Genomic DNA, 15,216 nt, shown 5'->3' with positions numbered 1-15,216 from the left:
CAATGACAACTTGAATCCATGTGATCATTTTGTATAACAGAAAATCTTATTGATCCCATTTTAAACCACTGTTAGAATGCATTGTCATTGCTCAATTTGTCAAGTGAATGTCTTTTGGAGCCTGTGTCATTACATACTACCGTCGTATACCTCAGTTTTTTTAGGTGTCTTAAAATGAAACGCAAATTTGATTCCAGCCAGTCCTCATCGCAATCAGAAACCAATGTACTGAGGCGAGATATACTTCCTCCTTCAAAACCAGAAAATGCTTTGCCAAACATTTCGCGCCTGGTCATCTCAATTAATACTTTAGGAAAAGAAAAAAATAAGAGTGGTGCATTCAATCGGACACTGACAAGCCATCTTGAAGAATTTGTTGAAATAATCCAAGTGCAATTTGAAGATTTGAGAGACTGGCTAGATCTTGCATATCAATATTCTCCCAATATCAATGAGCTTGAAATCGAATTTGCCCATGTAATTAAATTTTTGGGAATCTATTTAAAAGAAAGCTCACCCGCCTCTGTCTTGTCTGCCCATTCATTGAATCAGTTGCTCCATATGCTAACTTTTAACTGGAACGTTTCAAAAACGCTTTGTTTACATGGATTGTCGAATCTGGCCAAAACCAATCGAATAAAAGGCAAACTATCGACTGAATTATTAGAAACCATTTTATTAAGCCCTTCACGTGGTCCTCTATGGGAACAACACCATGCTTCACTACTTTTCAGTTTAAGTATATTGATTGAGCATGACGCACTGGATAGAGAAATCAATATTGAAAAAATTACACCCTTTCTAAACCGGTTCAAACCATTTCGTCTTGAGGACAATGACTATCGAAATATTCTTTGCTTTTATAAATCTGTCAATAAGAGAAGACCATTAAATCCCACAATTATTCACTCCACAATTACCAGCTGTGTAAATAATATTTCCTTACAATTTAACGATACTCTCCTGGATCTTTTTACGTCCTTTGCTGAGCTCCTAAATGAGAAGTCGGTAGTGGGGATGACCGCAATTAAAGCAGACTTTATTAATGAAATTCTTGAAAGGATAATTGTATCTTCAAATACCGGAATACTTGCCAATCAGGTTTCTCGTCTTTATCTCCAATTTGCCAGGCTGGCTAAAGTGGGGGCCATTGGGGGCAACCTTTCACTTGAGCTGTTTGAAAAGATTCTGAGCCAGCTAGAGTTGGATAATCTTTCTCTTGATACTCTAATCCGCTATTTTTCTGCACTTGAATTGCTGCAGCAGGCAGGCAAAACCTCTCGTCCGGTATCGGACGCTTTAATTAACCACTTTCTGGATTCAGCAGCTGAAAAAGCATCGCAGGTTCCAGGGGCAGATATTCAATGCCTTACTATTGCAAGAAGCTTAATCAAAAGCCCTGAACTTATTGAGCAAAGTAAAACTCCCATTCAAAAATTATTACGCAGCCACCTTGGCAGAGTGGGTACAAATCCAGAAAAAATAATAAAACTTCTTCAGGCCATCAGCTTTCTCAGAAATCATCGTTTCTTCGACAATGATCTGTCAGCATTGCTCAGCAAAATTCGGATTGCCTATTCCGCTTTTCCAGACAGTTTGAAAATCCAATTGAATGAGATTATGCAGCATCTTAAGGATTCACCTCACTGGTTACAGAGTATTCGACAAGCGGTGGGGCTTGAACAACGGCCTATCCCGGCGGTTCATGCAGCAAATGCTACACCCTCTATACGTCTGCCGTCACCAGGATTTTATAAAGGACCTGCTTTTATTCAAAATAACAGCGCAACACCAGGGCTAATCAATAGCCTCCAGCCCGCCGCCAGCGTCAGGCCGACACCCGATTCCCTAAAAGCTTCACCTCTTGTAACAACAGGAAATGAATCTCGCGGTGTTAAACGAACAGCGTCTCATCCTTCACGAAATAGTCTTCCCCTATCGAAACCTGGAACCCGCTCAACCCGGACAAGCCCCGACAAACCTGCCTCCTGGCAAAATGCCTGCCAATCCAATCGGATTTTCTCAGCTATTGCGGATGCAGATGAAGAAAGACTCAAAGCAATCCTCGGTATCAGTGATCCTGCACAAGTTGCAATCAAACGAGCTTCCAAAAAACAGAAAGGAGCGACTAAATCGACTTCAGAAAAACCTCGTCTGGCATTCTTACTTAAACGTTCAGAGAGGGATAAGCCATTGACTGAGATTGAGCGTGAGGTTTTTAGCTTTTTCAGAACAGTTAGTAAAGATGCCTTGATTAAACTGATCCAAATCAGTGGTTCAGTTTTCTTTTTCCATCTGTTAAAAGCCTGTACACACCACAACCGCTATTTTCTCATTGAGAAAGGTTTTTTTGATGAGGTTTTCTGCCATCTACCCATAGCCCAACTTAAGAAGTTTATCCCTCACCTGGGGGCAAGTGAAATTTATCGTGACGAGGATTCGATCATGCACGTTTTCAAGCAGCTCAATGAACGTGAACGAAAAAATCCTGAAGAAGCAAGCACCTTGAAGGCATTGAAGCTTGAATTTTTTACAAGAGCAAGGGAATTTCATATCGCTGCAGGTCATCCTCATCTCGCTGAAAGACTTAATGCATCGATCAGAAGAATTGAACAACAGCAAACTAATCTCACTTCTGTCAGCCAATCGAATCTGGCACAGACTGTCAGTATTCGCCCAAGCGGTGAAGCCACTTCCTTTGCAAGATCAAACTCCGGAACTCGCTCTCTTTTCACAGTCAATACATCTTATCTTTATGACAGCGAAGATATGCTCGCGATTTTGAGAGCCAGATTAGAGACATTTAATTTTGCCACCGTCATTGGGGTCAGTCAGATTAATGACCATGTGCAGGGAAATCGAATAAAGGATCAGCTTAGATTAATACTGGCCGAAAATGCAGCTTTAAACGCATCGCATAAAATTGTTCTGGTTCTTCCCATTCAAGTGGGCAATCACTGGGTTGGACTTCTTCTTGCACTGACGGGTCGAAAGCTGGACTCCGCCTTATATCTCGACAGCCTTGGTAAACAACCCACTGAAAACAGGCAAAGGTTAATCCTGAAAGAATTGACTGAAGCAGGATTACATACTGCCGGAATAAAATTAGACTATGCCGAACAGGCGATTCAGCAACCAGTGGCAGATTACACCAACTGCGGTCCCTGTTTAGTAGAGAACTTCCATAATGCTTTATCCCAACAATGGCCTGAGACCAGTCGAATGGATAATGATCAAATGCAGGAGCTTCGTCGCAATCATGCGAGCTGCTTATTGGATAAAAGACCGGACTATTATCCTGTGTTTCAGAACAAGCATAAGAATAATGGGGCAAGCTTTCCAAGTATCCAGCAGCAACTCAGCACACATGGCGTTACTGAAGCAGAAAATAGCAGGTCTTCCCTGGCAAGCCGCCATTAGCTGACAGGTAGCAGATCAGAGGTTTATTCTTTGAAATATTTTTACAAGAAGCATTGTTTCCAAATATTTCTTTGTTATAATCAGTCTCGCGTGCCGGGGTGGCGGAATTGGTAGACGCGCCGGATTCAAAATCCGGTGGTGGTGACACCGTGTGGGTTCGAGTCCCACCCTCGGTACCAAACATCAGATTTTTCTCTTATAAACTTCAATATAGCTTCTTCACCATTTAATTGATGCCTCTTCCTGAAGCCAGACATTGAAAGAGGCACTGTTGTTGACTATGGCTTTGCCATCTCCGAACTCAATCGCTCGTCATCATACACTACAAAACAATGATTTGATTCATCGCAATTTAAAGAGACCGTATTTCCCGGATTCACGGGGGAGGCGATCACCCCATTTTCACAAGTTATTTCAAACACCCCGCCCTGGCCTATTGCAGGATTGAGTTTAATACGGAATTTATCAGAATCTATAGTGGATACATCTGCCGCCACCAAGTGCGTACAGCCATTATAGATAGAACAATCCGCTGCATTTTTGAGGGTGTAAATGCCCTGCCAATGCCCTGAAATTTTGCTGCAATTATCATTCGGCTCCGCGCCGAAGCTTAGAGAAAGCGGAAGTGAGCAAAAGAGAAGAGCCAAACTAAACTTATTCATTATTCATCCTTGTAATAGTTAAAGACCGGATTAATGAGCTATACTCAAATCCCTGGCTGTTTTCCCATTTTCCAATCGGGTCTGATCTCTGATTAACAGTAAAAACGGGATAAAGCCCAGCGCAAAAATAAAGGAAAATTTATAGAGTCCTACCCATCCTGCCTGCATTTGCAATAAAGCGGCTATGGGCCCTGAAAAGGTTCGCGGCAATGTGGATAGAGCAACCAGAAGTGAAAACTGAGTAGCCGTATATTGGCGATTCACCAGACGCATAAACAATGCGACCAAGGCTGTAGAGCCCATGCCTGCGGCAAAATTGTCCAGTACAACCGCCGTTGCGAATAAGGTCAGATTTTTTCCGACTACAGCCAGGGCGAGAAATAATAAATTCGTCAGTGCCTGTATAATGCCAAAGGCTAATAAAGCCTGATATAACGGCCAACGCAACAAAATAAATCCTGCAGCTAATCCACCGAGTAAAATCGAACTGATCCCCAGCATCTTATTAATATAGCCAATAGTATCCAGCGAAAACCCCAGGCCCTGAATAAGAAATGGCATGACAATGCCGCTTGTTGTGGTGGTGAAAGCTTCACCCAGCTTATAAAATAAAATGAATAGAATTAAAGGAATAATACCCCGACGATGCCATAGTTCTTTCAAAGGCTCGAGAAATGATTGAACAAAGGTCGGTTGCGTACTTATTGATTGCGATGGCTCTGGACTCCACAATGTGGCCGCTATACCAACCAGCATGAGCAATCCCATAGTTCGGTAAGTTAAGCTCCAACCGAGGCGGCTCGCCATGACCAGTGCCAATCCACCGGCAATTAATAAAGCAAGGCGATATCCAAAAACAGCCAGTGATGCCCCAAGTGCATGTTCACTTTCCCGCAAATATTCAGTTCGGTGCGCATCAATTGCTATATCCTGCGTCGCTGAGAAAATGGCTATCAGAAATGCAAGCAACGCCATCAACTGGGGCGATTGACTGGGTTGGCACCAGGCCATTAAATTAAATGCGGCTAACAAAAGTATTTGTGTTAACAAGATCCAGCTTCGGCGTTTTCCAAGAAAGCACAGCGAATAGCGATCCAGCAGGGGTCCCCATATAATGCGGTAGACGTAAGGCAAGCCAACCAGACTTAATAATCCAGTAGTTAGCACAGACATTCCTGAATCAGCAAACCAGGCTTGCAAGGTACTGGTAATTAATGCCAGAGGGAGACCGGAAGAAAACCCTAGCAGGAAAATAATGAACAGGCGTTTATTCATCCTGATGTGACCCTCTTGGAAAATGAATACCGAGGACAAGCCCATTGGTATCTAAACATCTCTGACAGCACAGTCTGAGCTTCTACCTCCCTCGGCTTGTGTATACCTACGTCCCTCGGCTTGTCCGAGGGATCCAGTAGACTCATGTAGAAACACTGGACCCCTGCGGACAAGCCGCAGGGCGTAGTGGTGATGTATAGTTTAAGCGGCGGCCTTTTTTACGGAAATCAAATGAATTTTGAAAATCAAGGTTTCATTTGGACCAATCGGACCACCCACACTTCGTGGACCATAAGCCAGATTTGAAGGAATGTAGATTTCCCAGGTAGAACCAGCAGGCATTAACTGTAACGCTTCAGTCCATCCTGGAATTACTTGAGAAACTTTAAAGGTAGCAGGTTTGCCGGACTTGTCGGTGCTATCAAATACCTGACCATCAATTGTCTTGCCAGTGTACTCAACCGTCACGGTATCCTCTTTAGCCGGTTTGGCACCGCTTCCGGTTTCAATCACTTTGTATTGAAGCCCGCTGGGTAAACTGACAACGCCTTCTTTAGTTTTATTCTGGTTTAAAAAAGCTTCACCTTTGGATTTATTCTCTTCAGATTTTTTGCTGAATTCGGCATTTCGCTTGGACATCAGATCTTTTTGAAATTTGTTCAACACTTCTTTCATCTGATCATCTGTCAGCATCAGTTGGCTGCCTGCCATACCATCCTGTAAGCCTTTTGCCATTGCCGCAGGATTAACTTCAATTCCTTGCTTTTTGAAATTTTTACCCAAATCAGCACCAATACTGTAGGATAATTTATCCATGTCAGTAGATAGAGTCACATCGGATGCAGCAATAGCGGTGGACATAGCCAAACTCATGGTAGCTGCAGCGACCAGTTTCATCTTCATAAACAATCCCCTTTTATTCTTGGACAAGAATCAAATTCAAAGCTTATTGACCATTCGTTTTAGGTCTCAAAACAAACATCAACAACACCTGGTTAAAATGCCCATTCATTCTGCCTAAGTTTTCATGAAATTTCCAGTCAATGAAAAATATTTACCTTAGAGTAGCTTGCCTATTGTTTGCTGCACAATTTCCTTCTAAACTTGCCATAATTGTACCATCTTAGGTAAATAGAATGAGTATCAGCCTTTTTGACTTATTTTCCATTGGAATTGGTCCCTCCAGTTCCCATACTGTCGGCCCTATGTCCGCTGCGAATGAATTTCTTAAGCGACTCGATGAAAAGAAGTTGTTTGGCGACACTGAGCGCGTTCTTATCGAACTCTATGGCTCTCTGGCCCTGACAGGCAAAGGTCATGGCACGGACAAAGCCATTTTAAATGGACTGGAAGGGAAAACTCCTGAGGGTGTGGTGCCGGAAACAATGGTTCCGCGCATGCGTGAGATTATTAGCTCTCAACGGCTTAATCTGGCGGGAATCAAGGAAATTAATTTTAACGATACCAGTGATTTCCTTTTTCTACAGAAAGAATTGCTGCCTCGACACAGTAATGGAATGCGTTTTACAGCCTTTGGAACTGAGGGTGCTGTGCTTTACAGTCAGGTTTATTATTCAATCGGCGGAGGCTTCATCAGCACTGAAGAGGAGTTTGATAATACAAGCTCTGATGTAACCCCGGTCCCCTACCCCTTTGATAATGCCTTTGAGTTGTTAACTCTTTGCCGGGAAAATCACTTGTCTATTGCCGAACTGATGATGGTGAATGAGCTTACCTGGCGTGACAAACATGCGGTTCACGAAGGTATCCTCGCAATAGCCAAGGTTATGAATGAGTGCATAGAAAATGGCTGCCGCCATCCCGGTGTTCTCCCCGGGGGATTGCAATTAAAGCGTCGAGCGCCAGAGCTTTACCAGAAGTTAATCAAACACCAGGGAATTCCCAGTGTTTTTGAGCAATCTGACATTATGAACCGTCTCAATCTTTATGCGATGGCGGTTAATGAAGAAAATGCGGCGGGCGGGCGTATTGTTACCGCCCCCACTAATGGTGCAGCGGGGATTATACCTGCGGTATTGCGTTATTTTCAGGAAGCACACACTAAACTGAGCAAGGAAGATATTTATACTTATTTCCTGACCGCAGCTGCTGTCGGTATTCTTTACAAAAAAGGAGCATCCATCTCTGGGGCCGAGGTAGGATGCCAGGGCGAAGTGGGAGTTGCTTCTTCTATGGCGGCCGCTGGTATTACTGCAGTATTAGGCGGCACCCTGGAACAAATTGAAAATGCGGCTGAAATCGCAATGGAACACCACTTGGGAATGACCTGCGATCCCGTTCTCGGTCTGGTCCAGATTCCTTGTATTGAGCGCAACGCAATGGGAGCCGTAAAAGCAGTTAATGCGTCCCGCATGGCCTTAATTGGTGATGGCCAGCATCAGATTTCACTCGACAAGGTTATCAAAACCATGAAGCAAACCGGTATGGATATGCAAACTATCTATAAGGAAACCTCAATGGGCGGTTTGGCTGTAAGCCTTCCTGAGTGCTAAGCTTTGACCAGTTATTCACTCCAGCTTAAGGCTTTCAGCCTTCAAGCTGGGGATTTAAATAACGCGGCCCTCAATTTTAAACGTAAATGGTAAATCGTTCTGAAAAAAAGAATCCGAGATAGCATATCCGACAACCATTGCCAGCTCCTGATTAATATACAATAAAGGAACCCTATCCCTTTGCCATTGGGGGACTCCCCATTCCTGAAATAATTTTTTAAGCATTTTCGAGTGACCATGAATTTTCATTCGTTCACCGCCTTGGCGGAATCTGATTTCTATGACATCACCTGGCAATACACGAACCCCCGTATTAAAAGACTTGGCAGCAATCGAGATTGAATCAATTACCAATGGTTCAGGAAAATTACCCCAGAGAAGTGCTGACAATTTTATTGTCGGTTTATTTATCATTAAATGGAGCGCTTTCCTGTAGCGACGCAGGACACACTCTCCCCAACTGACTAATGGGGTCGCATCCTCACGGCTTAATAATAATTCCGGAATAATTCGATTAAATGTCAGAGCATCCGGCATTAGGACCTGATTCTGTCTAAGCCAATAGCGAATGATATTATTCAGCCGATCGTTATCAAGATCGAGAAGATCGGCACAGTCCAGCACAAGGGAGGGCTCATGCAGTTTAGGGCAATCGCTTAATGCTAATTGATCCAGCAAGTGTTGAGCCTGCTGACAATGCGTAGCCGTGCGAATTAAATTATCCTCTACTCCAGGCCATCGTACTCTGATTAAGGGCAAAATACTATGGCGCAGATAATTTCTTGAAAAATGCGTTTCCTGATTGCTTTCATCATCCACCCAACTCAGCTTGTGATTTATTGCATAAAGCTCAATCTGTGCTCGAGTATAATCCAGTAAAGGCCTGAACAGTAATCCCTTGCCTAAAGAGCGCCAGGCTGGCATGGCAGACAGCCCCTCAATTCCTGCTCCGCGAAATAATTGTAAAAGAAGCGTCTCGGCCTGATCATCGCGGTGATGCCCCAGCAAAATGCAGGTATTGCTCCCGGATAAAGAGGAAAAAAGTTCATAACGTTTTTCGCGAGCTGCTTTTTCAATATTGGATGAGGTATTCAACTGCACGTGATATACAATCAGTGGAATATCATGCCGCAGGCAGAATTGTTCGCAATGCAGCTTCCATGAATCGGCATTAGGACTTAATCCATGATGAACATGAACAGCAGTTAACTTTGCTTTAAGTTGAGGTTTTTTTGCTAAAGCATAAAGTAATACGGTTGAATCCAGCCCGCCGCTGAACCCTGCATATAGCTTGTCAAAGGGTTCAAGCAGGGAGCTGATGCAATCGAAATCCAGGCTAATCACAGGCTCCCATTGCCATGAATTTGTTGTAACGTTCCTCCAGAAGGGTTTTAAGAGGGATTTTTTTTAAGTGTTCAAGCTCTTCAACCAGAATACTTTTAAGTCGGCCTGTCATCGCCTCGAGATTACGATGAGCTCCCCCAAGTGGTTCTTTGATAACCTGATCAATTAAGCCCAGTTCATAAATGCGCTCAGCAGTGATTCCCATTGCCCTTGCTGCTTCACTGGCTTTAGCCGCATCTTTCCACAGGATGGATGCACAGCCTTCTGGTGAAATTACCGAGTAAATACCAAATTGCAGCATTAGCACCCGATCGCCCACTCCAATTGCCAGGGCGCCACCCGAACCCGCTTCACCCGTTACTGTACAAATAACGGGGGTTTTCAGCTTCGCCATTTCCAAAAGATTTCTGGCAATCGCTTCCGATTGATTGCGCTCCTCTGCTCCAATACCCGGATAAGCTCCTGCAGTATCAATAAATGTGAAAACAGGCAGATTAAATTTCTCGGCCATTTTCATTAGCCGCAAGGCTTTACGATATTCCTCAGGACGCGCCATTCCAAAATTACGGTATACTTTTTCCTTGGTTCGCTTTCCTTTCTGATGTCCTAATACCATAACGGGCTCACCATTTAAACGAGCCAGGCCGCCTATGATTGCGGGGGCGCATGAATAGTGACGATCCCCATGAAGTTCCTGAAAGTCAGTAAATATATGTTCGATATAATCCGTAGTTTGCGGCCTGAGAGGATGCCTGGCCAGTTGAGCGATTTGCCAAGGCTCCAGATTAGAGAAAATACCCGCCATTAGCTCTTCACACTTGCTTTCAAGGCGCGTGATTTCTTCGCTTAAATTGATTTCAGTATCACCGACCATGCGCAGTGCCTGAATCTTTTGGTTCAATTCTTCGATGGGCTGCTCGAAATCCAAAAATTGTCGACTCATTAATTACTCGTTGGCGAATTAAAAGGCATGCGTTATGATAACCCTAACTGCTTCCAGACGCTACCCATTGAATCATCTGAATGAGTGAATTCCAGATTAAACCGATGTCATTAAAGGATTGTTCTCTTCAGGAATCCAGAATAGATATCTGGGAATTTCCTCTGTCCAGCTATCCGGAAAATAGCTTACACCTTTTAGACGACACGGAGCTTGAACGAGCAAGGCGCTTTCTGTTCGAAAAACATCGCCGACGCTTCATTGCCTCCCACGCAGCGCTGCGTCTTATTCTAGCGCGCTATCTGCGAATTCCTGCGGACCAAATCGAGTTTATAAAAGGAAATTATGGAAAACCGGCAGTCAGACATTTCACAGAAATTGAGTTTAATCTCAGTCATTCGGGTGAAGTCGGATTATTGGGAATAGGCAGCAAACACCCGTTGGGAATTGATATTGAACAATTCTCTGCCCGATCATTAAAGGGACTGGCTAATTACGCATTTTCCCCTGAGGAGGTTCAGGAATTTAATCGGGTACCTAAGTTACTGCAAGTCCTTACTTTTTTTAAAATATGGGCTAAAAAAGAAGCATTTATCAAGGCTTCGGGTCTTGGACTCCATTACCCCACTCAGAGTTTCTCTGTTCCTGTATTTAAAGATCAAGCTGAAATTTTCGATTCGCTGCATCAGAAAAACTGGCTAATGAGATCCTGCATGCCTCATCCAGGGTATGCTGCAGCGCTTTGCTATGAACCCGCTATTGAAACACTGCGCGGGCTGAAATTGGAAAAACTGGAATGGCTATTAAATGAGAAGTTCTGATATAAAAACGTTTACCACCATACAGCGGCAAATTCTGCATTTACTTGCTGATGGAAGCTGCCAGAGCGGCGAATACCTGGCTCAACAGTTTGGTGTATCAAGAACTGCCATCTGGAAACAAATTCATCAGTTGACTCTATTAGGACTCTCAATTGAATCCCTTCCAAAGCAGGGATATCGCTTGCTAAAGCCCTTTATTCCTCTTGATAAAGAAATAATTTTAAGCCAGCTTCCCGGACATTTAAAAAATGAAACCACTGTCTATCAATTTAGTGAAATTGACTCAAGCAATCGTTTTTTAAAAGATCTGCCTATACAAAAAAATCTGACTATTTGCTGTACTGAAAAACAGACACATGGGCGCGGACGTTTTGGACGCTCCTGGGCCTCCCCTTTCGGAGAAAATATTTATTTATCGGTTCGCTGGGAAATGTATGAATCGCTTTCCCGCTTATCAGGCCTAAGTCTTGCTGTCAGCCTCGCAGTAGTTCGTGCACTGCACAATGTCGGTGTTCAGAATGATATACAGATAAAATGGCCGAATGATTTAATATGGCAAGGTAAAAAACTCGGCGGTATTCTTATTGAAATGATTGCCGAATCTCACAGCAGCGCATCGGTTATCATCGGTATTGGAATTAATGTGAATACAGACCCAAACGAGAGTGACTTATCAAATAATCCCTGGTGCTCCCTGCTGGAAATTGGCGGCCAATATTGGGACAGAAACCGATTGATCGCAGAAATTGTAAGCATTCTGGATCAGGATATTGAGCGCTTTTTAAAAAATGGGTTTTCCAGCTTTTTGCCCGTATGGAATCAACACGATTATTTACGCGGAAAAACTATCACTGTGCAGCAATTCAATTCACGGATTACGGGGAAAGCCTGCGGCATTGATCCTTATGGGCAATTGTGTTTGCGCGACAATGAGGGCCTGGTACATTATTTATCGTCTGGAGATACGAGCTTGAGTGGTTTTTAAGAGGATGTTTGTCCCGAGCTACTCTATTCACTCGGGAACGGATGACTGCGAGGAAATCCGGTTTTATACAGCTTCTTCACTACTATCGGTTGACTCTTTTTCTTGCTGGATGCGTAAATAAATTTCTTCACGATGAACGGAAACATCTTTAGGAGCATTGATTCCCAGTCTGACCTGGTTACCTTTCACGCCAAGAACAGTGATATTTACATCATCACCAATGATTAGAGTTTCACCAATACGGCGAGTTAATATTAACATGCTTTAAATCTCCCTAATTTGTATATTCCCACCCGTTCCATAGAAAGCACTCTTCCATGTGGGCTTCGTAATATACAGTTTGTACAAAAAACAATCTTATATTGTCTGGATAAGTTTATACCAGAATTCTTAACGAAATATTAAGAAACTAAAATTTTATAAATTAATTACCGCCCCCGCTCTGCAGGAACAGAATTATTCTGGAATTCGGGTGGGCAATTCCAGAAAAGACTATTTCTCATTCTAATTATATGACAAATAAACAAAAAAATCCTTGCAGAGAAAGAAACGGGTAATTAACAAGCTGATTTCGCTGAACCAATTCTTGGAGACTTCCCCGCATTAAACAAAAAAGCCAGAAAAATAAGCGGCAAATAAGCGATGAGACAGCAAATAAATCCACTCACCCAGTTGAAACCTGAAATGAAGGCCCAAGGTAACAGCCAGGTTATATTAATGACCGTTACACCTAAAGTCACAGGGCAATGGCCGCCATAATGTCGGGAAGCATGTTGATAAGCATGGGTACAGTGGGCTTCCCAGACGCGTTCTCCGCTTAGAGCTCGCTGAATCAGTGTGGTCGTTGAGTCTACAACAAATACCCCAAGCAAAATTAACCAGCTCCAGAAAAGTGATGGCGATAAAAATGCGGCATGAATGCTAAAGGCCCCGACCACTATTCCAAGAAACCCGCTTCCTACATCCCCCATAAAAATACGGGCCGGCGGAAAATTCCAAATTAAAAAGCCGGATACTGTGGCTGCAAGCCCGATAAGCGGCAAAATTTCTAGTGAATAACCCAGAAGCCAGTACAAAGAGGCAGCCGCTATGCAGGCGAAAATAGTTTCTGAAGCAGCTAAACCATCGATACCATCCATAAAATTAAACAGATTTAATACCCAGGCCAGATAAAATAATCCGATGCCATTCAAAATCCAGCCGGAGGAAATTAACCAGCTGCCAATCTGTATTGAAGGAAAATTGCCAAAACAATACAAAACAAAAGCACTAGCCAGAAAATGACCTGAAAAACGTATTTTTGGCGATAAATGCCCTCTATCATCAATAAATCCCAATAAAGCCACAAATAATCCTGCTCCTGAAGTTGCGACGGCAAAAGGCATCGAAATCAGACTAGTCTGAGCGAGGAATGCAATGAGGCTGGTAAATATGAGTACAAAAGCCAGGCCCCCGCCTCTTGGAGTCGGGTTTTTATGCGAGCTTCTATCATTTGGAATATCCAGGAGCTGCACTGTCAAAGCATATCTTCTTATGGCGCGCGTTAACAGAAATGACGCGAAAAATGCCATGCACATAATGAATACAATCATAAAAACCCCGCTAATGTAGCGACAAGCCAGGCTTGGGCCGTTGAATTATTAACTCGCTTGCCATAAACTACTGAAAAAAAAGCACTCTGACGGAATGGAAAGCATGACGCACTTAACTCAAATGGATAGCTGGAACGCGCTTAAATCACATAGTACACAATTACAATCACATTCAATTCTTGACATCAAACAAAGTCTCAGAACAAGCAAGGCTTCTTTTAATTATTCAGCATGCAAACTCGATATCGATTTTACAAATCAGAAAATTATACCAGAAACTCTAGGCTTATTAATTGAATTAGCAGAAGAACGTGAATTATCGAAGAAAGTTCATGCACTTTTTAATGGAGTCTGCGTAAATTTCACTGAAAACCGCCCCGCATTACACACCGCACTTCGGCAAATGGATAATAAACCTTTAGTCATTAATGGAAAAGATATAATGACTGAAATATTTGCCGCAAGAGCCCAGATGGATGAAATTGCTGAAAAAATACGCAACGGTAACTGGCTGGGCTATACGGGAAAACCGATTACAGATATCGTCAATATTGGTATTGGCGGTTCAGATTTAGGACCCCGGCTTTGTATTTCTGCCCTTGATTGCTGGCGCCATCCGGATTTAAATTTCCATTTTGTTACCAGCGTTGACCCTTATGATTTTAACTACACGGTTAAATCCCTGGACCCCGAAACGACTCTGTTCTTAATTTCCTCTAAATCATTCACCACGCGGGAAACATTGCAGAACGCGAAAAAAGCCGTAAGCTGGCTTGGCTTAAATGCACTCAATGAGCGGCATTTTATAGCGATAACCGCCAATGGCGAAGCGGCACGCAGGATGGGGTTTAAAACGGTGCTGCCTATATGGGATTGGGTTGGCGGACGATACTCTCTGTGCTCCGCGATTAATCTGATAACTATGATTGCAATTGGCTATGAAAATTTTTCCCAGATTCTTCTGGGTGCTCACCATATGGATCAGCATTATTTGCAAAGTGAATTGTCTCAAAATATTCCGGCTTTGCTGGGACTTATTGGAGTGTGGAATAATAATTTTCTCGCGACCCATAATTTTCTGATGCTGACCTATGCTCAGCAGCTGGAACACTTTGTTCCTTATATTCAACAGCTGGATATGGAAAGCAATGGAAAATCCACTGATAGTAAGGGAGAGTTTGTAAATTACGCCACCGGCCCTATGGTCTGGGGGGGGCTTGGAAACCAGGCACAACATAGCTATTTTCAACTGCTATGCCAGGGAACTCATCAGATTGCAGGCGATTGCATAGGAGTGAAATCGTATAACGAAGAAACCATCAATCATTTTCTCTATGAAAAACTGCGAATTCTTAGTGATGGAATTCCCAATAACCAGCATCTGAATAAAATGATTAACGGCAATATTCCGCTTAACCTGATTACTTTAGATGAGGTGAGTCCTTATACTTTGGGCGCTCTTATCTCCCTGTACGAACATAAAATTTACACTCAGAGCGTCATTTGGGATATTAATCCCTTTGATCAGCCTGGGGTGGAAAGTGCCAAACAGACGTTTAGCAGGAATAAAGAATTGGCAAAAGAGATCTCTATTTTATAATTAGACTTCTCCTTTGTGAAAACAGAATGTCAGAATGTCTGACAGATTATCTGGCTCTGACATC

The 15,216-nt window shown here is 43.1% G+C and carries 12 protein-coding genes and 1 tRNA gene; 6 read left to right on the top strand and 7 right to left on the bottom strand.

Annotated elements, in window-relative coordinates:
- The first annotated feature begins 174 nt into the window (after positions 1-174).
- Together DYH61_RS05715 and DYH61_RS05710 are read left to right on the top strand one after the other, a co-directional pair.
- Positions 175-3,420 (top strand): hypothetical protein, encoded by a 3,246-nt coding sequence (locus DYH61_RS05715; RefSeq protein WP_058506747.1) that lies wholly within the window; start codon positions 175-177, stop codon positions 3,418-3,420.
- Between the two features lie 92 nt (positions 3,421-3,512).
- A tRNA-Leu gene (locus DYH61_RS05710) sits at positions 3,513-3,599 on the top strand.
- 99 nt (positions 3,600-3,698) lie between these two features.
- Here the strand turns inward: DYH61_RS05710 and DYH61_RS05705 are convergent.
- From DYH61_RS05705 to DYH61_RS05695, 3 genes are all read right to left on the bottom strand, one after another.
- A complete protein-coding gene (locus tag DYH61_RS05705; protein ID WP_058506748.1) occupies positions 3,699-4,082 on the bottom strand; it encodes a hypothetical protein in 384 nt (127 codons plus the stop codon).
- 30 nt (positions 4,083-4,112) lie between these two features.
- Positions 4,113-5,357, bottom strand: coding sequence for an AmpG family muropeptide MFS transporter (locus tag DYH61_RS05700; RefSeq protein WP_058506749.1), 1,245 nt, complete (start codon positions 5,355-5,357; stop codon positions 4,113-4,115).
- Between the two features lie 201 nt (positions 5,358-5,558).
- Entirely contained in the window at positions 5,559-6,260 is a 702-nt protein-coding gene (locus DYH61_RS05695; RefSeq protein ID WP_058506750.1) for a BamJ family beta-barrel-assembly machinery protein, read from the bottom strand.
- A gap of 233 nt (positions 6,261-6,493) precedes the next feature.
- On the opposite strand from DYH61_RS05695, the gene DYH61_RS05690 reads away from it, so the two are divergent.
- Entirely contained in the window at positions 6,494-7,870 is a 1,377-nt protein-coding gene (locus DYH61_RS05690; RefSeq protein ID WP_058506751.1) for an L-serine ammonia-lyase, read from the top strand.
- 54 nt (positions 7,871-7,924) lie between these two features.
- On the opposite strand, the gene tilS is transcribed toward DYH61_RS05690, so the two are convergent.
- Both tilS and DYH61_RS05680 read right to left on the bottom strand, forming a co-directional pair.
- The gene (gene tilS / locus DYH61_RS05685; RefSeq protein ID WP_058506752.1) at positions 7,925-9,214 is read right to left on the bottom strand and encodes a tRNA lysidine(34) synthetase TilS; all 1,290 of its coding nucleotides are present in this window, start codon (positions 9,212-9,214) and stop codon (positions 7,925-7,927) included.
- Complete coding sequence (locus tag DYH61_RS05680) at positions 9,207-10,157, bottom strand: acetyl-CoA carboxylase carboxyltransferase subunit alpha (RefSeq protein WP_058506753.1); 951 nt, start codon at positions 10,155-10,157, stop codon at positions 9,207-9,209. The genes tilS and DYH61_RS05680 overlap by 8 nt, the downstream gene beginning before the upstream one ends.
- A gap of 80 nt (positions 10,158-10,237) precedes the next feature.
- Here DYH61_RS05680 and DYH61_RS05675 point away from each other — a divergent pair, with 80 nt between their 5' ends.
- A complete protein-coding gene (locus DYH61_RS05675) occupies positions 10,238-10,975 on the top strand; it encodes a 4'-phosphopantetheinyl transferase family protein (protein WP_058506754.1) in 738 nt (245 codons plus the stop codon).
- Positions 10,962-11,960, top strand: a complete 999-nt coding sequence (locus tag DYH61_RS05670) for a biotin--[acetyl-CoA-carboxylase] ligase (RefSeq protein ID WP_058506755.1) — start codon at positions 10,962-10,964, stop codon at positions 11,958-11,960. Before DYH61_RS05675 ends, DYH61_RS05670 begins: the two co-directional genes overlap by 14 nt.
- A 63-nt stretch (positions 11,961-12,023) precedes the next feature.
- Here DYH61_RS05670 and csrA read toward each other — a convergent pair whose 3' ends face one another.
- On the bottom strand, positions 12,024-12,221 hold the full coding sequence (gene csrA, locus DYH61_RS05665) for a carbon storage regulator CsrA (RefSeq protein WP_058506756.1): 198 nt from the start codon (positions 12,219-12,221) through the stop codon (positions 12,024-12,026).
- A gap of 296 nt (positions 12,222-12,517) precedes the next feature.
- Positions 12,518-13,474 carry an MraY family glycosyltransferase gene (locus DYH61_RS05660; RefSeq protein WP_234999809.1) on the bottom strand — a complete coding sequence of 319 codons (957 nt, stop codon included), beginning with the start codon at positions 13,472-13,474 and terminating at the stop codon, positions 12,518-12,520.
- A 181-nt stretch (positions 13,475-13,655) separates the two neighbouring features.
- Here DYH61_RS05660 and pgi point away from each other — a divergent pair, with 181 nt between their 5' ends.
- The gene (gene pgi / locus DYH61_RS05655; RefSeq protein WP_058506758.1) at positions 13,656-15,152 is read left to right on the top strand and encodes a glucose-6-phosphate isomerase; all 1,497 of its coding nucleotides are present in this window, start codon (positions 13,656-13,658) and stop codon (positions 15,150-15,152) included.
- The last annotated feature ends 64 nt before the right edge of the window (positions 15,153-15,216 follow it).

The organism is Legionella quinlivanii (assembly GCF_900461555.1).
Lineage (GTDB): Bacteria > Pseudomonadota > Gammaproteobacteria > Legionellales > Legionellaceae > Legionella_C > Legionella_C quinlivanii.
The sequence above is the reverse complement of the archived record's forward strand: the minus strand, read 5'-3'. Positions and strand labels throughout refer to the sequence as shown.

Coding starts and splice junctions, on each gene's coding strand:
- DYH61_RS05715 (WP_058506747.1), top strand. CDS start 175: ATGAAACGCAAATTTGATTCCAGCCAGTCCTCATCGCAATCAGAAACC.
- DYH61_RS05705 (WP_058506748.1), bottom strand. CDS start 4,082: ATGAATAAGTTTAGTTTGGCTCTTCTCTTTTGCTCACTTCCGCTTTCT.
- DYH61_RS05700 (WP_058506749.1), bottom strand. CDS start 5,357: ATGAATAAACGCCTGTTCATTATTTTCCTGCTAGGGTTTTCTTCCGGT.
- DYH61_RS05695 (WP_058506750.1), bottom strand. CDS start 6,260: ATGAAGATGAAACTGGTCGCTGCAGCTACCATGAGTTTGGCTATGTCC.
- DYH61_RS05690 (WP_058506751.1), top strand. CDS start 6,494: ATGAGTATCAGCCTTTTTGACTTATTTTCCATTGGAATTGGTCCCTCC.
- DYH61_RS05680 (WP_058506753.1), bottom strand. CDS start 10,157: ATGAGTCGACAATTTTTGGATTTCGAGCAGCCCATCGAAGAATTGAAC.
- DYH61_RS05675 (WP_058506754.1), top strand. CDS start 10,238: ATGAGTGAATTCCAGATTAAACCGATGTCATTAAAGGATTGTTCTCTT.
- DYH61_RS05670 (WP_058506755.1), top strand. CDS start 10,962: ATGAGAAGTTCTGATATAAAAACGTTTACCACCATACAGCGGCAAATT.
- csrA (WP_058506756.1), bottom strand. CDS start 12,221: ATGTTAATATTAACTCGCCGTATTGGTGAAACTCTAATCATTGGTGAT.
- pgi (WP_058506758.1), top strand. CDS start 13,656: ATGACGCACTTAACTCAAATGGATAGCTGGAACGCGCTTAAATCACAT.